Annotated in this window: 17 protein-coding genes and 1 riboswitch; of the genes, 6 read left to right on the top strand and 11 right to left on the bottom strand. The window is 71.5% G+C overall.

The genetic code is table 11. From position 1 onward, the window contains the following. Positions 1-41: 41 nt before the first annotated feature. Genes AB0M29_RS32540 through AB0M29_RS32555 form a run of 4 tightly spaced genes read right to left on the bottom strand, consistent with a single transcriptional unit; the run spans position 42 to position 4,823 of the window. A complete protein-coding gene (locus AB0M29_RS32540) occupies positions 42-1,607 on the bottom strand; it encodes a glycoside hydrolase family 3 N-terminal domain-containing protein (protein WP_365389259.1) in 1,566 nt (521 codons plus the stop codon). Then, on the bottom strand, positions 1,604-2,485 hold the full coding sequence (locus AB0M29_RS32545) for a carbohydrate ABC transporter permease (protein ID WP_365389396.1): 882 nt from the start codon (positions 2,483-2,485) through the stop codon (positions 1,604-1,606). Before AB0M29_RS32545 ends, AB0M29_RS32540 begins: the two co-directional genes overlap by 4 nt. 5 nt (positions 2,486-2,490) lie before the next feature. Further along, positions 2,491-3,483: a sugar ABC transporter permease gene (locus AB0M29_RS32550; RefSeq protein ID WP_365389261.1), complete on the bottom strand. Its 993-nt coding sequence runs from the start codon at positions 3,481-3,483 to the stop codon at positions 2,491-2,493. Positions 3,484-3,524: 41 nt separating this feature from the next. After that, positions 3,525-4,823 (bottom strand): extracellular solute-binding protein, encoded by a 1,299-nt coding sequence (locus tag AB0M29_RS32555; protein WP_365389263.1) that lies wholly within the window; start codon positions 4,821-4,823, stop codon positions 3,525-3,527. Positions 4,824-5,161: 338 nt separating this feature from the next. Here AB0M29_RS32555 and AB0M29_RS32560 point away from each other — a divergent pair, with 338 nt between their 5' ends. The 3 genes from AB0M29_RS32560 to mctP all read left to right on the top strand — a co-directional run bounded on the left by AB0M29_RS32560 (position 5,162) and on the right by mctP (position 7,973). Then, the gene (locus AB0M29_RS32560) at positions 5,162-5,929 is read left to right on the top strand and encodes a GntR family transcriptional regulator (protein ID WP_365389397.1); all 768 of its coding nucleotides are present in this window, start codon (positions 5,162-5,164) and stop codon (positions 5,927-5,929) included. A 101-nt stretch (positions 5,930-6,030) separates the two neighbouring features. Continuing rightward, entirely contained in the window at positions 6,031-6,306 is a 276-nt protein-coding gene (locus AB0M29_RS32565) for a DUF3311 domain-containing protein (RefSeq protein WP_365389265.1), read from the top strand. Further along, positions 6,303-7,973, top strand: coding sequence for a monocarboxylate uptake permease MctP (gene mctP, locus AB0M29_RS32570; protein ID WP_365389268.1), 1,671 nt, complete (start codon positions 6,303-6,305; stop codon positions 7,971-7,973). The genes AB0M29_RS32565 and mctP overlap by 4 nt, the downstream gene beginning before the upstream one ends. A gap of 183 nt (positions 7,974-8,156) precedes the next feature. Here the strand turns inward: mctP and AB0M29_RS32575 are convergent, their stop codons facing one another. Beyond that, a complete protein-coding gene (locus AB0M29_RS32575) occupies positions 8,157-9,137 on the bottom strand; it encodes a helix-turn-helix domain-containing protein (protein WP_365389271.1) in 981 nt (326 codons plus the stop codon). An 89-nt stretch (positions 9,138-9,226) separates the two neighbouring features. On the opposite strand from AB0M29_RS32575, the gene AB0M29_RS32580 reads away from it, so the two are divergent. From AB0M29_RS32580 to AB0M29_RS32590, 3 genes are all read left to right on the top strand, one after another. After that, positions 9,227-9,394, top strand: coding sequence for a hypothetical protein (locus tag AB0M29_RS32580; RefSeq protein WP_365389274.1), 168 nt, complete (start codon positions 9,227-9,229; stop codon positions 9,392-9,394). Between the two features lie 41 nt (positions 9,395-9,435). Further along, positions 9,436-9,608, top strand: a riboswitch (cobalamin riboswitch). A 205-nt stretch (positions 9,609-9,813) separates the two neighbouring features. Then, the gene (locus AB0M29_RS32585) at positions 9,814-12,195 is read left to right on the top strand and encodes a ribonucleoside-diphosphate reductase subunit alpha (protein WP_365389399.1); all 2,382 of its coding nucleotides are present in this window, start codon (positions 9,814-9,816) and stop codon (positions 12,193-12,195) included. Further along, on the top strand, positions 12,195-13,220 hold the full coding sequence (locus AB0M29_RS32590) for a ribonucleotide-diphosphate reductase subunit beta (protein WP_365389275.1): 1,026 nt from the start codon (positions 12,195-12,197) through the stop codon (positions 13,218-13,220). The genes AB0M29_RS32585 and AB0M29_RS32590 overlap by 1 nt, the downstream gene beginning before the upstream one ends. A gap of 69 nt (positions 13,221-13,289) precedes the next feature. On the opposite strand, the gene def is transcribed toward AB0M29_RS32590, so the two are convergent. From def to AB0M29_RS32620, 6 genes are all read right to left on the bottom strand, one after another. Then, complete coding sequence (def, locus tag AB0M29_RS32595) at positions 13,290-13,991, bottom strand: peptide deformylase (RefSeq protein WP_365389277.1); 702 nt, start codon at positions 13,989-13,991, stop codon at positions 13,290-13,292. An 81-nt stretch (positions 13,992-14,072) separates the two neighbouring features. Next, positions 14,073-15,086 (bottom strand): hypothetical protein, encoded by a 1,014-nt coding sequence (locus AB0M29_RS32600; RefSeq protein ID WP_365389279.1) that lies wholly within the window; start codon positions 15,084-15,086, stop codon positions 14,073-14,075. Positions 15,087-15,254: 168 nt separating this feature from the next. Beyond that, complete coding sequence (locus AB0M29_RS32605) at positions 15,255-16,889, bottom strand: hypothetical protein (RefSeq protein ID WP_365389281.1); 1,635 nt, start codon at positions 16,887-16,889, stop codon at positions 15,255-15,257. Further along, positions 16,886-18,391 (bottom strand): HD-GYP domain-containing protein, encoded by a 1,506-nt coding sequence (locus tag AB0M29_RS32610; RefSeq protein WP_365389284.1) that lies wholly within the window; start codon positions 18,389-18,391, stop codon positions 16,886-16,888. The genes AB0M29_RS32605 and AB0M29_RS32610 overlap by 4 nt, the downstream gene beginning before the upstream one ends. Positions 18,392-18,611: 220 nt before the next feature. After that, positions 18,612-18,932 carry a mycothiol system anti-sigma-R factor gene (gene rsrA, locus AB0M29_RS32615; RefSeq protein WP_365389286.1) on the bottom strand — a complete coding sequence of 107 codons (321 nt, stop codon included), beginning with the start codon at positions 18,930-18,932 and terminating at the stop codon, positions 18,612-18,614. Continuing rightward, positions 18,929-19,660 carry a sigma-70 family RNA polymerase sigma factor gene (locus AB0M29_RS32620; RefSeq protein WP_365389401.1) on the bottom strand — a complete coding sequence of 244 codons (732 nt, stop codon included), beginning with the start codon at positions 19,658-19,660 and terminating at the stop codon, positions 18,929-18,931. Before AB0M29_RS32620 ends, rsrA begins: the two co-directional genes overlap by 4 nt. Positions 19,661-19,823: the final 163 nt, after the last annotated feature.

Raw genomic sequence — 19,823 nt, forward strand, 5'->3', positions numbered from 1 at the left:
GCCGGACCGATGATTCGGTCCGGCCCGGCGGGCTGGGTGGGTCAGAGCGCCGTGGTGATCGCTTCGGCAGCGGCCTGGCCGCAGACCCGCGCGGCGCCGTGGGTGGCGATGTGCAGGGCGCCGGTCGGCGGGGCCTGCGGGACGCCCATCTCGACGACCACGGTGCCGGGGCGGAGCGCCACCAGGGCGGCCAGGGCATCGGCCATCCAGGGGTGCCGGTGGACGTCGCGGACGACGGCCACGATCCTGCGGTCCCCCGCCTCCTCGACGAGCCCGGCGACGAAGGCGGCGGTGCCCAGGGCGGCGGCGTCCTCGGCGCGGTAGGTGCCGGTGACGGTGCCGGGGAGCAGCCTGGCGAGTTCGGCGGCGACGCCCCACGGGGTGTCCTCGCCGACCGCGAGGTTCGCCACCGGGGTGAGCGCGGCCACGTAGGGCGCGCCGGTGAGCGGGGTGAACGCGTCGCGGCGGGTGATCCGCAGGGCGCGGCGGGCCGCCTCCAGACCGACCTCGTCGCGGGACTCGCGGGACTCGCCGGACGGCGCGGCGGGTGCGTTCCCCTCCTCCGCACCCGCGCGCTCGGCCGCCCAGGCGGCCAGTTCCCGCACCCGGGCGGCGGCGTCAGCCAGCCGGGCCGCCGGGAGGTCGCCCGCGCGTACCGCGTCCACGATGGCGTCGCGGAGCGCGAGCACCGTTCCCTCGTCGGCCAGCCCGCCGCCGACGCAGATCGCGTCGGCCCCGGCGGCCAGCGCCATGACGGTGCCGCGCTCGATGCCGTACGTGGCCGCGATCGCCTGCATCTCGATCCCGTCGGTGATGATCAGCCCGTCGTAGCCGAGGCCGCCCTCCTCCCGCGGGGCCCGCAGCAGGCCGGTGAGGACGGCCGGGCTGAGGGTGGCGGGCAGTTCCGGGTCGAGCGCGGGCACCAGGATGTGGGCGCTCATGACGACCTTGGTGCCCGCGGCGAGCGCGGCCCTGAAGGGCACGAGTTCCCTGGCGTGCAGGGTCTCCAGGTCGACGTCGATCCGCGGCATCGCGTGGTGCGAGTCGGTCGCGGTGTCGCCGTGGCCGGGGAAGTGCTTGACGCAGGCGGCGACCCCGGAGGACTGGAGGCCCTCGATGTAGGCGGCGGTGTTGCGGGCCACCAGGTCGGGTTCCGAGCCGAAGGACCGGACGCCGATGACCGGGTTGCCGGGGTCGGAGTTGACGTCGGCGGACGGCGCCCAGTTGAGGTTGACGCCGCATTCGGCGAGCCTGCGGCCGAGTTCGGCGGCCACCGCCCGGGTCAGCTTGACGTCGTCGACCGCGCCGAGCGCGAGGTTGCCGGGGAAGGACGAGCCGCCGCGCGACTCCAGCCGGGTCACGTCGCCGCCCTCCTCGTCGGCGGCGACCAGCACGTCGGGGCGTACCGCCCGCAACTGTGCGGTGAGCGCGGCCAGTTGGGCGGGCGACTCTATGTTGCGGGCGAACAGCGCCACCGCGCCGAGGCCCTCGGCGAGCTGGTGCAGCAGCCAGTCGGGCGCGGTGGTGCCGGTGAAGCCCGGCTGGAGGACAGTGAGCGCGTCGCGGGTAAGGGTGTCCGCGGGGCTGTCGATGGAAATGACGGTCATCCCTTCACCGCGCCGGCGGTCAGTCCGGCGGCCATCTTGCGCTGTACGAGGAGGAACAGGATCACGACGGGTATGCCCATCATGGTCGAACCGGCCATCATCGGGGCGTACTCGGTGCCGTGCTGGGTGGTGAAGGTGCCGAGCCAGACCGTGGCGGTCTCGTGCTCCTGGCTCATCACCAGCAGCGCGTAGAGGAACTCGTTCCACGCCTGGATGAACCCGTAGATCGAGGTGGCGACCAGGCCGGGGGCGAGCAGCGGGAAGACGACCCGGATGAAGGCGCCGGTGCGGCTGCAGCCGTCGACCATGGCCGCTTCTTCCAGCTCCTTGGGGATGTTGACGATGAACCCGCGCAGCGTCCACACCGTGAAGGGCAGGATGAAGGTGAGGTAGGTCAGCACCAGGCCGGAGAGCTTGTCGATCTGGTGGATCTGGTTGAGCAGCAGGAAGACCGGGATGATCATCGCGACCAGCGGCACCATCTGGACGGTCAGGATCGCCACGATCACGACCTTGCGACCGCGGAAGGCGAACCGGGAGATGGCCAGCGCGGCCAGCAGGCCGACCACCGCGCCGATCACGACGGTGCTGAGGCTGACGATCAGGCTGCGCTCGACCGGGCCCCAGAAGTCGGTGATGTTGAGCGCCCGGCGGAAGTTCTCCAGCGACGTCGGCCACGGGAAGAAGTGCGGGTTGGGGTCGATCGCGTACTTCGCGGGCTTGAACGCGGTGTTGAGCATCCAGTAGACCGGGAAGACGGTCACCACGAAGACCAGCAGGCCCAGCAGGTTGTAGACGATCTTGGAGTTGCGTCGGCGGGGCGCGTTGGTGGCGGCCGCGGCAGGGGCGGCGGGTGCGGCGGGAGGCGCCGTCGTCAGCGTGGTCACTCCACCTCTCCGATCTGCAGCATCTGGCGCATGTAGACGGCGACCACGCCCATCAGCAGCAGCACGGTCACCAGGGCGATGGCCGAACCGCCGGCGTAGTCGTTGACGCCGAAGGCCTTGTCGTACGAGTAGGTGGTGAGCAGCTGGAACTCCGGCTCGGGGTGCCCGCCGCGCATCAGCCAGACCTGCGGGAAGACGCCCATGTCCCAGATCACCGACAGGGTCGTCATCATCACGACCAGCGGCTTGAGGATCGGGAAGGTCACGTAGCGGAAGATGCCGAACGCGCCGGCGCCGTCGAGCCTGGCGGCCTCCTCCAGCTCCTTGGGGACCTGGGTGAGACCGGCGCTGAGGGTGATCACGACGAACGGGATGGCGCCCCAGACCACCAGCAGCATGATGACGGTCAGGCCCTCGGGCCCGGAGGCGAACCAGTTGTGGCCGTCGTAGTCCACGCCCGGCAGCTTGCTGAGCACCCAGTTGACGACGCCGTAGTCACTGTCGAACATCCACTTGAAGATGGTGACGGCGACGACCACGGGCATCGCCCAGCTCGCCACCAGCGAGATGTTGATCAGCGTCTTGACCCAGGGCGACACGCGCTGGAGGAGCAGGGCGATCAGCATGCCCAGCACCATGGTGAGGATGACCGCGCCGCCGGCGAAGATGATCGTCCGGACGACGACGGACCAGAACTCGCTGTCGTGCAGGATCGCGGAGTAGTTGTCGAAGCCGACCCACTCGGCGGGCTTGAAGCCCCAGAGCTGCGGTTTCTTGTAGTCCTGGAAGGAGAGGGTGACCAGCCGCACCAGCGGATAGCCCAGGACCAGGGCCAGCACCAGGATGCATGGGGCCAGCAGGGCCCATGGCAGGAGTGTGCGTCCTCTCTGTCTGCCTCTGCCCGCTGCGCGGCGCCGCCCGGAGGGAGGCGGAGGTGATGAGTGCCGCGTCGGCGGCACCTTTGCGGTGGTTGTCTCGGCGGCACTCATCACGTGCTCCTCAGCGGTCCTTCTCCTACGAGCGAGCCGGGTCAGTTCTTGACGTTGATGACCTTGTCGATCGCGGCGTCCGCGTCCTTCGCCGCCTGCTCGACGGACTTCTTGCCGGTGGCGATGGACTGCAGCATGTCCTGCAGCGTCTTCGCCTTCTCGACGGTGCCCCAGCCGGGAGCGGTCGGGACGAACCAGCTGATCTCAGCCGCGGTGGCCGTGACCGTGTTCTTCGGGTCGGCCTTCAGCGTGGCGAGCTGGGTGTTGTTGTTGGGCAGGTTGCCCTTCGACATCAGCACCGTCTGCGACTGCGTGTTGGTGAAGTCGTTGATCCACTCGGCGGCCAGGTCCTGCGCCTTGGACTTCGACGGCACCGCGAGGTCGGAACCGCCGAGGAAGACCGGGAGGGCCTTGCCGGACGGGCCGGGCATCACGAAGTTGACCAGGTTGTCCTTGAGCTTGCCGCCGGTCTTGTCGAACTTCGGGTCGGCGGCGGACGGCGCCTCCCAGCCGGGGGCGTAGATCATGGCGGACTTGCCCTGGCCGTAGACGATGTAGCGGTCGGACTCGTCCTTGGTCAGGTCGCCGTGCATGTACTTCGCGGTGGCGTCCTTCCAGGCGTTGAGGCCCTTGATCGCCTCGGGCGCCTCCAGGCTGCCCTTCCACTGGCCGCCGTCCTCCTTGGCGATGGCGCCGCCGGCGTCGTAGACGAAGGACAGCGCGGCGTACCAGTCACGCGAGGGCTGGTACCAGGCGCTGAACTTGGCGCCCTCCTTGGCCTGGATCTTGTCCAGGTCCGCGGTCAGCTCGGTGTAGTTCGCCGGGGTGTTCTTGACGCCGGCCGCGGTGGCGATGTCCTTGCGCCAGGTCGCGATGCGCGCGGCGGCGTAGTACGGCACGCCGTAGGTCTTGCCGTCGTAGCTGACGGACGCCTTGAGGCCGTCCAGCCAGGCGGCGGAGTTCTCGAACTTCGACGGGTCGAGCTCGGCGAAGGCGCCCTCCGCCATGTAGGGCACCATCTCGGTGTTGCCCATCTCGACGACGTCCGGCGCGTGGTCGGTGGCGAGCACCGCGTCGAGCTTGGCGTTCTTGTCCGGCCACGCGTAGTACTCGTGCTTGACCTTCAGGCCCGGGTGCTTGGCGATGATCGCGTCGTCCGCGGCCTTCACGAGCTCCGGCCAGTTGTGCTGCGCGTCAACCGTCAGCCATACGGTGATGGACTTGGCGGTGGACGCCTTGCTGGTGTCGCCCGCCTTGTCGTCCTTCTTGTCCGACCCACAGGCCGCAATGCCAGCAATCATGGTCGCGACGCCGATCGCCGCGATGAGCTTGCGCTTCACGCCACCCTCCTCAGGATGCCCGAAACTCCCCCCACCGCCCGAAATACCGGCCGCCGCGAGACACGTGTGCAGCCGCGTCCTGCTCGTGGGTCTGGGACTTGGTCATTAATGGTTTAGACCAGTACCGGGAGCTTGGCCTAGACCTTTAGGGGTGTCAAGGGTGTATAAGAAGCCCTGTCGGCTCTGTTATCGGACCGACACCTGAGGGGGGATACGGGGGAAACGGGAGTTACGCCCGCTACCGGCTCCCTCACCCAGGTCAGGCCGTGCCACCATGTGAGCCGCGAATATCGGAGGAGCCGGTGACGGCAGCACGTCAGCAGTCGGGAGTAGACGTCATGGACAGCGACGCGGTCAGTGCCGCCGAGAGCACTGCCGGTACGGCGGGCCGGACCGCCCGTGTGCCCAAGTACTACCGACTCAAGCGCCACCTGCTGGACATCACCCAGACGATGCCTCCCGGCACGCCGGTGCCGCCGGAGCGCACCCTGGCCACCGAGTTCGACACCTCGCGCACCACGGTCCGGCAGGCCCTGCAGGAACTGGTCGTCGAAGGGCGGCTGGAGCGCATCCAGGGCAAGGGCACCTTCGTGGCCAAGCCCAAGGTGTCCCAGGCGCTGCAACTGACCTCGTACACCGAGGACATGCGCGCCCAGGGACTGGAACCCACGTCCCAGCTCCTGGACATCGGCTACATCACCGCGGACGACCGGCTCGCGACGCTGCTGGACATGAAGGCCGGCGGCAGGGTGCTGCGGATCGAGCGGCTGCGGCTGGCCAACAGCGAGCCGATGGCCATCGAGACCACCCATCTGTCCGCCAAGCGCTTCCCCGCGCTGCGCCGCAGCCTGGCCAAGTACACCTCGCTCTACACCGCGCTCGCCGAGGTGTACGACGTACGGCTGGCCGAGGCCGAGGAGACCATCGAGACCTCGCTGGCCACCCCGCGCGAGGCCGGACTGCTGGGCACAGACGTCGGCCTGCCGATGCTGATGCTCTCGCGGCACTCGATCGACACCACGGGTGAACCGGTCGAGTGGGTCCGCTCGGTCTACCGCGGCGACCGCTACAAGTTCGTCGCCCGGCTCAGCCGCCCTACCGAATGAGTCCGGACCAAAATACGCACAGGTAGTGACGGCTGTCGGTACCCTCCCCTAGATTTCCCTGCGCACTACACACGTCGCTCTAGGGGACGGGAGCACCACGCATGCCGGAAGTACCACCCCTCACACCCGCACCGGAGCAGGAACGCGGCCCGGTCGTCACGCCCTCGCGTGTCCTGGCCGCACTGTGTCTGCTCGCGCCGTTCGTCGCGCTGCTCTGGGTGAACTCCTACTCACGGCTGACACCCAGATTCATCGGCATCCCGTTCTTCTACTGGTACCAGATGGCATGGGTCCCGCTGGCGGCGCTGCTGACGTACACCGCCTACACGCTGGTACGGCGTGAGGAGCGGGCGCGCAAGGAGGGTGGTTCCCGGTGAAGAACGGCGTCAACGGCGTGGCACTCGCCGTCTTCCTCTTCTTCTTCGTCGCCGTCACCGTCATGGGCTTCCTCGCCGCCCGCTGGCGGCGCGCGGAGAACGCCCTCCACCTCGACGAATGGGGCCTGGGCGGGCGGAGTTTCGGCACCTGGGTGACATGGTTCCTGCTCGGCGGCGACCTGTACACCGCGTACACCTTCGTGGCCGTCCCGGCGGCGATCTACGGCGCGGGTGCGGCGGGCTTCTTCGCCGTCCCGTACACGATCATCACCTACCCGCTGGTCTTCCTCTTCCTGCCGCGGCTGTGGTCGGTCTCGCACAAGCACGGCTACGTGACGTCCTCGGACTTCATCCGCGGCCGGTTCGGCTCCAAGAGCCTGTCGGTGGCGGTCGCGGTCACCGGCATCCTGGCGACGATGCCGTACATCGCGCTCCAACTCGTCGGCATCCAGGCCGTGCTGGACGTGATGGGCATCGGCGGCAGCGACTCGTCGAACTGGTTCGTCAAGGACCTGCCGCTGCTGATCGCCTTCGGTGTGCTGGCGGCGTACACGTACTCCTCGGGGCTGCGCGCGCCCGCGCTGATCGCCTTCGTCAAGGACGCGCTGATCTACATCGTCATCGCGGTGGCGATCATCTACATCCCGTACAAGCTCGGCGGGTTCGACGACATCTTCAGCAAGGCGTCGGCCGCGTACTCGGTGAAGAACCCGGCGACCGGGAAACCCCGCGGTTCGCTGGTGACCGGGCCGCAGGCGCAGTGGGCGTACGCCACGCTGGCGATGGGCTCGGCGATGGCGCTGTTCCTGTACCCGCACTCGGTCACCGCGGTGCTCTCCAGCAAGAGCCGCAACGTGATCCGCCGCAACACCACCATCCTGCCGCTGTACTCGCTGATGCTGGGCCTGCTGGCGATGCTCGGCTTCATGGCGCTGGCCGCGGGCGTCGGCAAGGGCATCAAGGGCTACAACGCGCAGCTCGCGATCCCGCAGCTCTTCGAGAACATGTTCCCCTCGTGGTTCGCCGGGGTGGCCTTCGCCGCGATCGGCATCGGGGCGCTGGTCCCGGCCGCGATCATGTCGATCGCGGCGGCGAACCTGTTCACCCGCAACATCTACAAGGACCTGCTCAAGCCGGACGCCACGCCCGAGCAGCAGACCCGGGTGTCCAAGGCGGTCTCGCTGCTGGTGAAGGTCGGCGCGCTGGTCTTCGTCCTCACCATGGACAAGACGGTGGCCATCAACTTCCAGCTGCTGGGCGGCATCTGGATCCTGCAGACCGTCCCCGCCATAGTGGGCGGCCTGTTCACCCGCTGGTTCCACCGCTGGGCGCTGCTCGCCGGCTGGGCCGCGGGCATGGGCTACGGCACCTGGAAGGCGTACGACCAGCACAGCCCGACGCAGGCGCACTTCGGCGGCAGCTCGGACATGATTCCGTGGATCGGCGAGAAGGGGTACATCGGTCTGACCGCGTTCGTCCTGAACATCGGCGCCGCGGTGGTCCTCACCCTGGTCCTGCGCGCCCTCAAGGCGCCCGAGGGCGCCGATGAGACCTCGCGGGGCGACTATCTCGTCGACGCCGCCCCGGAGGCGGGGCGCCCCGTCGGCGCGGGCGAGCCGGGCGAGCCCGAAATCCCCCCGGGCCTGCCGGAGCCCGCGGGCGCGTAGGTACGTGCCCCGTAGGGGCGCGGGGAACTGCGCGACCAGCCGTCGCGCTCCTGCACGTCACCACCGGCCCCAGAGGGGCAGATCGGTTGTCTTCGGACCACCGGCCGGTGGGGGCTTGTCGCGCAGTTCCCCGCGCCCCTGAAAAGCAGGCCCTCCGCAAGCGCAGCGCGCTTCCCCGCGCCCCTATCGGGGCACGACCTCCGCAAGCGCGGCCGGGCCGCGGAAGGCGCGGCGGTAGGCGTGGGGGGTGGTGCCGGTCCACCGGAGGAAGTGGTGGCGCAGGGTCGCGGCGGCGCCGAACCCGGCCCGTACCGCGATGGAATCGATCGTGGCGTCGGTACCCTCCAGCAGCTCCCTCGCCAAGAGGACCCGCTGGCCCAGCAGCCAGCGATACGGCGTCGTGCCCGTCTCCTGCTGGAAGCGGCGGGCGAAGGTGCGCGGCGACATGTGGGCCCGCGCCGCCAGCTCCTCCACCGTCACCTCGCGGTCCAGATGGCGCTCCATCCAGGAGAGCACCCCGGTGACCGTGTCGCTCTGGGCGCGCGGCAGCGGCCGGTCCACGTACTGCGCCTGGCCGCCCTCGCGATGCGGCGGCACCACCATCCGGCGGGCGATGCCGTTGGCCACGGCGCTGCCCTGCTCCTTGCGGACCAGGTGCAGGCAGGCGTCGATCCCGGCCGCGGTGCCCGCCGAGGTGATCACCCCGGCGTCGTCCACGTACAGCACGTCCGGCTCCACGGTGATCTGCGGATAGCGGCGGGCCAGCGTTTCGGTGTGGCGCCAGTGCGCCGCGCAGCGGCGGTCGTCGAGCAGCCCTGCGGCGGCCAGCACGAAGACCCCCGAGCAGACGCTGAGCACCCACGCGCCGCGCTCGACGGCGCGGTTGAGCGCCCGCAGCACCTCGGGCGGGAAGTCCCGCTCGACATAGGAGTCCCCGGCGGGCACCGCGATCAGGTCGGCCTCGTCCAGCCGGTCGAGGTCGTACGGCGCGGACAGGTCGAACCCGGCGTGGGTGCGCAGGAGCGGCCCCTCGGCGGAGACCACCGCGAAGTCGTAGGAGGGCAGCCCCTCGTCGCTGCGGTCGAGGCCGAACACCTCGCAGACCACGCCCAGTTCGAACGGATGCACCCCTTCGAGGAGGACGGCGGCGACGTTCTTCAGCATGGATCCGAGGATGCCACTTGGCAGGATGTTGCGGTAGTGCGGCAGCGCTGCCACTGTTCGCGAGTAAGCAGCGAGAGCACGATTGACCCATGACCGCACTCCTCGACATCGCCGCCCTTTCCGTCCTCCTCCTCGTCCTCACCTTCGTCCCCGCGCTGGGCCTGCGCGCCGAGGCCCGGATCACCGCGCAGCTCCGCGCCGCGGACGCCGCCCGCGCCGCCGAGAGCCGCCGGCCGCAGTACGACCGGGCCGCCTGAACCGCCCTGCGACAGACGGCTGTTTATTCCCGAAAGTCGCAAGCGACACAACATGTGGTGGTGCCTGGATAGGGCACCACTACATGTATGCTCGACCTCGCTGTCGAGCAGGGGAAGCCGGTGTGAATCCGGCGCTGCCCCGCAACGGTGAGCGGTGCGTGCCACGCGTGCGCCCCGCACAGTCCGAGGACCTGCCGACCGCGCGCCCGGCCACCGGGCGCAGTTGTGTCCGGGCCTCGCGGATTGGGCCGGCGGACGCGGTGCGGCATGCCCCTGCCCGATGTGTGCGGGCGTGTGCCCGGCTGCCCGCCTGCCTGCCCTCGCGCGTGGCCGCCGCCGCGCATGAGGGAGACCGCACCACCGTGACCATCGCGCCCGCAGACCCCGCCGCAGCCGACCTCCGGCTCGCTTCCCCCCGCGTGTCCCCGGCCGCGGCTCCCCCTCCCGGCGAGCCCGACGACGGACCCGGCGCCGACCTGCTGCGCACGCTGATCCGGCTCACGGCCGACCTCCCGGACACCGACCCCGGCCGGGTGGCCGCGGCCGCGCTGCGCGGCCGCAACGCCGCCTCCGACGCCGCGGAACTGCGCGGACTCGCCACCGAGGCCGCCGCCGGGCTGATCTCCGAGGACCCCGCGTACTCCCGGCTGGCCGCGCGCCTGCTGACCCGGGCGATCGCCGACGAGGCCGCCGGGCAGGGCGCGGTGTCCTTCTCCGCGTCGGTCGCCGTCGGCCACCGCGAGGGCCTGATCGCCGACCGTACGGCGGAGTTCGTCGCCCTGCACCAGGCGCGGCTCGACGCGCTGGTCGGCCAGGCACTGGACGACGGCGCCGACGACCGCTTCGGCTACTTCGGGCTGCGCACCCTGCACAGCCGCTATCTGCTGCGGCACCCGATCACCCGTCAGGTCGTGGAGACCCCGCAGCACTTCATGCTGCGCGTCGCCTGCGGTCTGGCCGAGGACGACAGCGTCCGGGCCGCCGACGAGGTGGCCGCGCTCTACCGGCTGATGAGCGCGCTGGACTACCTGCCCAGCTCCCCCACCCTGTTCAACTCCGGTACCCGGCACCCGCAGATGTCCTCCTGCTACCTGCTGGACTCCCCGCTGGACGAGCTGGACTCGATCTACGACCGCTACCACCAGGTCGCCAGGCTCTCCAAGCACGCGGGCGGCATCGGCCTGTCCTACTCGCGCATCCGCTCCCGCGGCTCGCTGATCCGCGGCACCAACGGCCACTCCAACGGCATCGTGCCGTTCCTCAAGACGCTCGACGCCTCGGTCGCCGCGGTCAACCAGGGCGGGCGGCGCAAGGGCGCCGCCGCCGTCTACCTGGAGACCTGGCACTCCGACATCGAGGAGTTCCTGGAGCTGCGCGACAACACCGGTGAGGACGCCCGGCGTACCCACAACCTCAACCTCGCGCACTGGATCCCCGACGAGTTCATGCGCCGCGTCGAGGCCGACGCCGACTGGTCGCTCTTCTCCCCCGCCGACGTCCCCGAGCTGGTCGACCTGTGGGGCGACGACTTCGACGCCGCGTACCGGGCGGCCGAGGCCGCGGGACTGGCCCAGCGGACCCTCCCGGCGCGCGAGCTGTACGGCCGCATGATGCGCACCCTGGCGCAGACCGGCAACGGCTGGATGACCTTCAAGGACGCCTCGAACCGTACGGCCAACCAGACCGCGCTGCCCGGCCGTACCGTCCACTCGTCCAACCTGTGCACCGAGATCCTGGAGGTCACCGACGACTCCGAGACCGCCGTGTGCAACCTGGGCTCGGTCAACCTCGGCGCCTTCGTGCTGCCCGGCGGCGGCGAGGGCCGGGAGATGGACTGGGAGCGGCTGGACGCGACCGTCCGCACCGCCGTGACCTTCCTCGACCGCGTCGTGGACATCAACTTCTACCCGACCGAGCAGGCCGGCCGCTCCAACTCCCGCTGGCGCCCGGTGGGTCTGGGGGTGATGGGCCTGCAGGACGTCTTCTTCCAGTTGCGGCTGCCCTTCGACTCCGCCGAGGCGAAGGCGCTCTCCACCCGGATCGCCGAGCGGATCATGCTCGCCGCCTACGAGGCGTCCTGCGACCTCGCCGAGCGCAACGGCCCGCTGCCGGCCTGGGACCAGACCCGTACCGCCGCGGGCGTACTGCACCCGGACCACTTCGCCACGCAGCCGCACTGGCCGCAGCGCTGGGCGGCGCTGCGCGCCCGGGTGGCCGCCACCGGTATGCGCAACTCGCTGCTGCTGGCCATCGCGCCGACCGCCACCATCGCGTCCATCGCCGGTGTCTACGAGTGCATCGAGCCGCAGGTCTCCAACCTCTTCAAGCGCGAGACGCTGTCGGGCGAGTTCCTCCAGGTCAACTCCTACCTGGTCGCCGACCTCAAGCGGCTCGGCGTCTGGGACGCCCAGTCCCGCGAGGCGCTGCGCGACGCCAACGGCTCGGTCAGCGGCTTCAGCTGGATCCCGGCCGAGGTGCGCGACCTGTACCGCACCGCGTGGGAGATCCCGCAGCGCGCGCTGATCGACATGGCCGCGGCCCGTACCCCGTTCCTGGACCAGAGCCAGTCGCTCAACCTGTTCCTGGAGACGCCGACCATCGGCAAGCTCAGCTCGATGTACGCGTACGCCTGGAAGCAGGGCCTGAAGACCACGTACTACCTGCGGTCGCGCCCGGCGACGCGGATCGCCCGCGCGGCGCGGGCGGCGACGGCCACCCCCGTCCCCGTACCGGTCGCCGTCGACCCCGACGCGATCGCCTGCTCCCTTGAGAACCCCGAGTCCTGCGAGGCCTGCCAGTAATGACCACGACCACCCCCGCGGCGGAGAAGAACCTGCTCGACCCGGGCTTCGAGCTGACCCTGCGCCCGATGCGCTACCCCGACTTCTACGAGCGCTACCGCGACGCCATCAAGAACACCTGGACCGTGGAGGAGGTCGACCTCCACTCCGACGTGGCCGACCTCGCCAAGCTCACCCCCGGCGAGCAGCACATGATCGGCCGCCTCGTCGCCTTCTTCGCGACCGGCGACTCGATCGTCTCCAACAACCTGGTGCTCACCCTCTACAAGCACATCAACTCGCCCGAGGCCCGGCTCTACCTGTCCCGGCAGCTCTTCGAGGAGGCCGTGCACGTCCAGTTCTATCTGACGCTGCTCGACACCTACCTGCCCGATCCGGCCGACCGCGCCGCCGCGTTCGACGCCGTCGAGGAGATCCCGTCCATCCGGGAGAAGGCCCGGTTCTGCTTCCGCTGGATGGACTCGGTGGAGAAGATCGAGCGGCTGGAGACCAAGGCCGACCGCCGCCGCTTCCTGCTCAACCTGATCTGCTTCGCGGCCTGCATCGAGGGCCTGTTCTTCTACGGCGCCTTCGCGTACGTCTACTGGTTCCGCTCCCGCGGGCTGCTGCACGGGCTCGCGACCGGCACCAACTGGGTCTTCCGCGACGAGACGATGCACATGAGCTTCGCCTTCGACGTCGTCGACACCGTACGCAAGGAGGAGCCGGACCTCTTCGACGACGCACTGCGCACGCAGGTCACCGACATGCTCCGCGAGGCCGTCGACGCCGAGCTGCAGTTCGGCCGCGACCTCTGCGGCGACGGCCTGCCCGGCATGAACACCGAGTCCATGCGCGCCTACCTCGAGTGCGTGGCCGACCAGCGACTCACCCGCCTCGGCTTCCCCCCGCTCTACGGCTCGGAGAACCCCTTCTCCTTCATGGAGCTCCAGGGCGTCCAGGAACTCACCAACTTCTTCGAACGCCGCCCCTCCGCCTACCAGGTCGCGGTAGAGGGCTCGGTCGCCCTGGACGAGGACTTCTGATCCCTGCCCGCTGACCGCGCCGGTGCGCCCCGGGATGTCCCGGGGCGCACCGCCGCGTTCGGCGGGGGCTCAGTCGTTGGGGACCGTCTCGAACTTCGGGGTGGCCTCGGACATCTGCCGCATGACGTCCTTGCGGTCGCGCTTGGAGAGGCGGTCGATGTAGAGGCGGCCGTAGAGGTGGTCGGTCTCGTGCTGGAGGCAGCGGGCGAAGTAGCCCGTGCCGTGCACGGTGATGGGGTTGCCCTGCGGGTCCTGGCCGCGGACGACGGCGTAGTCGGGGCGGGCCAGCTCCATGTAGGCGCCGGGCACGGACAGGCAGCCCTCGTTGGAGTCGTCGAGGATACGGCGGTCGGCGGGCAGCTCGTCGAGGACCGGGTTGCAGATGGCGCCGACGTGGCGGGCGTTGTCGTCGTCGGGGCAGTCGTATACGAAGACCTTCAGCGGGACGCCGATCTGGTTGGCGGCCAGGCCCACGCCCTCGGCGGCGCGCTGGCTGGCGAACATGTCGTCGATCAGGGCGGCCAGCTCGTCGTCGAAGGCGGTGACGTCCTCGCACTCGCGGTGCAGCACCGGATTGCCGACGACCGTGATCGGGCGGGCGGTGCCGCGCTCGCGGTGCGCCTTCTCCCGCGCCTCGGCGTCGGTCACGTCGTCGAAGAACTCCTCCGAGGGCGCCGCGTGACCGTGTCCGTGGTCATGATCGTGGTCATGGCCGTGGTCGTGCGCGTGGTGGTGGTGACCATGGCCGTGCTCGGTGTTCTGCTGGGACATCTCCGCCGTACGCCTTCCGGAAACCTGTAAGTGAACCGTCCCAGGGTACGGGGCCTTACCGGAAGGCGGGGCGGGGTCCTTTCAGGTGACCTCTTCGAGGTCGCGCCAGTCGCGGGTGTCGGGGCTGTCGGCGACCCAGCTGTCGAGCAGACCGCGCACCAGGGCGGCGGGCGCCGCTATCCCGCACTCGCGCTCCGGTGACCAGTGCGCGCCGCCGTCGCTGTGGTGGCTCAAGTGGCTGAGGTGCCCGGGGTGGCCGGGCTCGCCCTGGTCGTGCGGGTCACGGGTGGCACCGGAGCCGGTGCCGTCGTCGGTCGGCATCCGGCTCTCCGAGCAGGTGCGGCACAGCAGCCGGACGGACGACGACCAGTCCTCGGCGGCGTACCCGGCCTCGGCGGCCAGCCGCTCCAGCGCGTCACGGTCGGCGGCGGAGTCCGCCTCCAGGAGCACCAGCCAGGTGGGGACCGGTGAAGGCGCCCACAGCTCGATCTCGTCGAAGACCGGGTAGACCGCGCTGCCCGCGGCCTGCGAGGTGGCGCGCTCGCCGTGCGGGACGCCGTCGTGCAGCACGACCTCGCCCCAGCGGCGGCCGGAGGACGGCAGCGGGATCGAGAGCACCTCGATACGCGCCGGGTCCAGCCTGCGGCCCCACACCACTTCCGCCTCGCCCTCGGGCGACAGCCGCACCGCGGCGCTGCCCAGCGGCAGCCGCACCGACTCCTCGCCGTTGCGCGACGCGGTGCCCGCGGGCATCCGCAGGCCGTACGCCTGCCAGGCGCGGCGGGCCAGCGGCCAGTCCTGCACGGCGGTGGCGGCGATGCCGAGGTTCCACCAGTCCGGGGCGCCGACCGGCCGGTCCAGCAGGGCGACCGCGCGCAGCCCGGTGATCCTGGCCTGCGCCCAGTCGTGCCGGAACTTGTGCAGCAGCGCCAGGTTGTACCAGGACTCCGACATCCATGGTTCGAGGTCGGCGGCGCGGGTGAGCAGCGCCCCCGCGTCCTCGTAGCGGCCGTCGCCGATCAGTGAGAACGCGCGGTCGGTCGCCTGCCGCCATGTGGGCGACGGACGGTGCCGTACTCTTCCGAAGATCCTCAAGGTCGTTACCCGCCTGTCCGCTCAGCCGAACACTGCCAGGACGTCGCCTTCCCGCACCACGATCACGTCCCCCCGTACACACACCAACCTTGCACATTTTGGCCGTGGTCTCAGCCCGTGTGCGGGCCCGGCCTGTGCGGTGCGGCGTTCCCCGGTGAACGCGCACCCTCATCCGACGTCCTTGCCATCCCCACGGGCATCCAACCATGCCGAGGTGGGATGGCGTGCCAGCACCCGGGTGAGTGCCTCCACCACGCGCGGATCGTAGTCGTGGGCGGTGGCCAGCCGCAGCCTCTCCAGCGCCGCGAGACGCTGCTCCAGGGCCGCCTCGGCGCCGGTGAGGTCCTCGTAGGCGTTGACGGCCCGGACGATCCGGCCGGCCAGTGGCTGTTCGCGGTACGGGTGCGCCTGCCGCTCGACGATCAGCGCGACCTCGGGCGGCGCGCCCGTCAGGCGTACGACATCGCCGCCGAGCGCCGCGATGGCCTGCTGCCGCTCGGCGTCCAGCGGTTCGGTGGCGCCGCCGGGCACCGGGTCGACGAGGGAGAGCTGGCCGATGTCGTGCATCAGCGCCGCGTACTCCAGCAGCATCAGATGGCGGGCGCTCAGGCCGAGTTCGCGGCCGACGGCGGTGGCCAGCTCGCTCACCCGGCGCGCGTGGCCCGCGGGGGTGTAGCCCGCGACCTCGGTGGCGCGGGCCAGCGAGCCGATGGTCTGGCGGTAGGTGGCCCGCACCGCGGCCTGGCCGCGCAGCGACATCTGGGTGAGGAGCAGGGGCACGCCCACCACCGGCAGCGCCCACAGGCCCGCTTCCGCGGCGCCCAGGGCCATCACCACGCCCCCGGCGCACACCGTGGAGCCGATCCCGGCGAGGTTCCGCACCTCGTCGCGGAGCGCGGGCGGGAAGGGGTGCCCGGCGCGGGCGGCGGTCAGCCAGGCGGCCAGGGCGGCGTCGCACAGCGCGGTGAGCACGAGGACGAGCAGCAGGCCGACGGCGTACCCGGGGCCGGTCGCCAGCCGTCCGCCGCCGAGCGGGCGGCTGCACGCGGCGGCGAACCCGAGGGCCAGCACCCGCCGCGCCGCCGTGTCCGCCCCCCACCCCACGACCGGCAGCGTGCGCCGCGACAGCGGTCCCCGCCCGCCCGCCCGGTGCCGACGGCGCCCCTCCGCCGAAGGACCGCCCCTGAGCCCGCCCTCCTCGCCGTCACGGCGGCCCTCCGCCGCCGGGCCATCCCCGGACCCACCCTCCTTGGCGCCGTCACGGCGACTGCCCTCCGCCGGGCCATCCCCGGACCCACCCTCCCTGGCGCCGTCACGGCGACTGCCCTCCGCCGGACCGCCCGGAGACCCGCCCTCCCCGCCGTCCCGCTGTTCGGGGACCTGCTCGGGCCGCCGCTCCCCCGGCGCGGACCCCTGCGGGGGAATCGCGGGTTCCGGGCCGCCCACGCTTCCGTCGCCCCACAGCGCCCGCGCCCCCGCACGGGTCAGGGCGCCCACCAGGGCCGCCGTCACGGCGAGGGCGAGCACTTGGGGGGCGTCGTAGCGGCCGGGGCTCAGCAGGGCGTAGGCGAGGGCCGCGGCGGTGGCGAGCGGGGCGGACTCCCGGTCCGAGCCGTATGCGCCGGAGGGCACCTGGCCGATGCGCAGCAGCTCCCCGACGGCGATGACCGCGCCGAACGCCGCCGCGGTGCCGGGCCTGACCACCCCGGCCCACACCGTCCAGCCCACCGCGCCCAGTGTGAGGGCGACGGCCGCCGTGTGGGCCGCGGTGACCGCGAGCGGCGCGGACCGGCGGGCGGTCACGGCGCCGCCCGACGGGTGTCGGGGGCGGCGCCGGAGGGAGTGGCGGCGGCCCGCGCCCTCAGGGCCGCCGCACGGTCCAGCAGCGGGCCCTCGCCCGCCGTCGTCGCGCCGCACGGGCAGGCCGGGCGCGGCGGTGGCAGCTCACCTGCGGCCGTCAGAGCGCGGGTGAGGGCGGCGACCATCGTGGGGTCGAAGTGGGTGCCCGCGCAGGCGTGCAGCTCGGCGACGGCGTCCGGGACACTGCGGGCGCGGCCGTAGCACCGGGTGGACGTCATGGCGTCGAAGGCGTCCGCGACGGCGACCAGACGCGCGGACTCCGGGATCTGGCGGCCGCGCAGACCGTACGGGTAGCCGCGGCCGTCCAGCCGCTCGTGGTGGTGGAGGATCGCCGACCGCGCCTCGTCGAGGAAGCCGATGCCGTGCACCATCTCGTGGCCGTACTCGGGGTGCAGCTGGATGACCCGGCGTTCCTGCGCGGTGAGCGGGCCCGCCTTGCGCAGCACCCGGGTGGGGACACCGAGTTTGCCGATGTCGTGCAGGATCCCGGCGAACCGCAGCACGTCGACCCGGCTCTCGGCCATGCCCAGCTCGCGGGCGATGGCCGCCGACGCGCGGCCGACGCGCTCGCTGTGGCCGCGGGTGTAGCGGTCCTTGATCTCCACCGCCTGCACCAGCGCCCGTACCGTCGCCCGGTGCGCGGCCTGCTCCCGGCGCGACTGGGCGAAGAACCGGCAGGCGGCGTACATCGGCAGCGGCGCGAGCAGCGCCGCGGCCTCCCCGCAGTGGCCCCGGCCGCGCCACAGCACGGCGGTCATCAGCGCGACCAGGCCGTAGGTGAGGTGCGGGGCGAGCGAGCCGAGCAGCGGGCCGCCCCAGGCCGCGGCGGGGGTGCGGCGCTCGGCGGTGACCAGGACGGCGCCGGTCAGCGCGGTGGCGGTGAGGCAGAAGGCGACGGCGGCGGCCGTGGCGGGCAGCAGTGCGTACGGCAGGTCGGCGGCGGCCACGGCCCGTGGGCCGCCGAGCAGCCGGGCGGTCAGCGCCGCGGCCCACACCGCGACGGCCAGATGCGCGGCCCGCCACACCCGCCGCACCCGGCGCGGCTCCTCGTCGGCGCGGCCGGCGAGCGAGCCGGGCAGCGCCACCAGGGAGGCGGCGGCGGGCGGCAGCAGCAGCGCGGCGGCCAGCAGCAGGGGCAGGAAGGGCCCGGTGCCGGTGGCCGGATCGTCCGGCGGCACCCGGGCGGGCACACCGGACGGCCTGCCGCGTAACACCTCGTGGAGCAGGCCGCGGGGCGTCCGACGGGACGGGCGCGGCGCGTCCGGGGCGCGGCGGCCGGGCAGCACGCCCGGCTCGCTCAGCGCGTAGAGGGCGGCGAGTACGGCGACCGTCCCCCAGGGCGTCGCGAGGCGTACCGCGGGCCCTCCGCACAGCGCTCCCGCGGTGCAGACGGCGGCGATGGTGACCCGGGCGGACGGCGGCAGGGTACGGAATGTGACCGTCACGGGCGCCCCTCCTCACACGCGCGGCGGGCGCGGCACCTGTCGGTTCCCGGCCCGTTCGAGAGTCAGGAGGATAGGGCCGCGCCCGCCGCGAAAGAGGCGATTGGGCGCATTGGGCCGAAAGGGGGCACCGATGCTCACCCGCACGGGTGAAGTGGGGTGCGCCGGCGGTACACCGGCGCTGACGCGCCGGTCACCGTGCGCCGTGCGCTACGGACACGTCCTACGGACGGACCTCGGCCTCGGTCGCCAGCACGTCGGGCGTCGGGTCCTGCGCGGGGACGATCTCGCCCGAGCGGATCAGCTCGATCCGCATCATGACCTTGGACCGGAGGTCGGTCGGCACGTCATCGGAGCCGCAGCACCGCTTGACGAGCTTCTTCACCGCCTGCTCCAGCCCGTACTTCTCCAGGCACGGGTGGCACTCCTCGAAGTGCTCCTTGAACTTGGCACAGGCATCGGCGGACATCTCGTCGTCGAGGTACTCGTAGAGGTGGTCGAGCACCTCCGAGCAGTCCGTCTCATGTGCGTCGCCGCAACTCATGAATCCGTGCCCTTCTCGTCTGCCGCGCCCGCGGGGACGAGCCCGCGGTCCCGCGCGTAGTCCTCCAGCAGCTCGCGCAACTGGCGCCGTCCGCGGTGCAGCCGGGACATCACCGTGCCGATGGGTGTTCCCATGATGTCGGCGATCTCCTTGTAGGCAAAGCCCTCGACGTCGGCCAGGTAGACCGCGATACGGAACTCCTCGGGGATCGACTGGAGCGCCGCCTTCACGTCGGAGTCGGGCAGGTGGTCCAGCGCCTGCGACTCCGCGGACCGCAGGCCGGTCGACATGTGCGACTCGGCGCGGGCGAGCTGCCAGTCCTCGATCTCCTCGGATCCGCTGCGCAGCGGTTCGCGCTGCTTCTTGCGGTACGAGTTGATGAAGCTGTTGGTGAGGATGCGGTACAGCCAGGCCTTGAGGTTGGTGCCCTCACGGAACTGGTGGAAGGAGGCATACGCCTTGGCGTACGTCTCCTGTACGAGGTCTTCCGCGTCGGCCGGATTGCGTGTCATACGCAGCGCGGCCGAGTACATCTGGTCGAGGAAGCCAAGCGCGTCCCGCTCGAAGCGCTCGGTGCGCTCCGTGCTGCTCTCCTGCGCTGCCTCACCGGACGCACCCGCGTTCTCCGCCGTGCTGTCGTCGGTGCCGGTGACCGGACCCACCTCCTCCGAAACCCTAGCGGGCCCAAAAACGGACACGCTCGATTCGGAGGATATCCCGCTGGAGATCGGCGTGCCGGATCCACCCTTGCCGTCGTCCTTGGCGGGCCACTCGGCCCAGTTCACATAGGGGGCGGCTGCGGCCGACGGCGCGGTGGCCTGTGCGCGTGGCCTGCAAGCGGCTGAAACCATGCGGCTGCCTCTCTCACCATTGCTTCGTCGTAGCTGTTGC

Origin of the sequence: Streptomyces sp. NPDC051976 (assembly GCF_040680795.1) — a bacterium.
GTDB lineage: Bacteria > Actinomycetota > Actinomycetes > Streptomycetales > Streptomycetaceae > Actinacidiphila.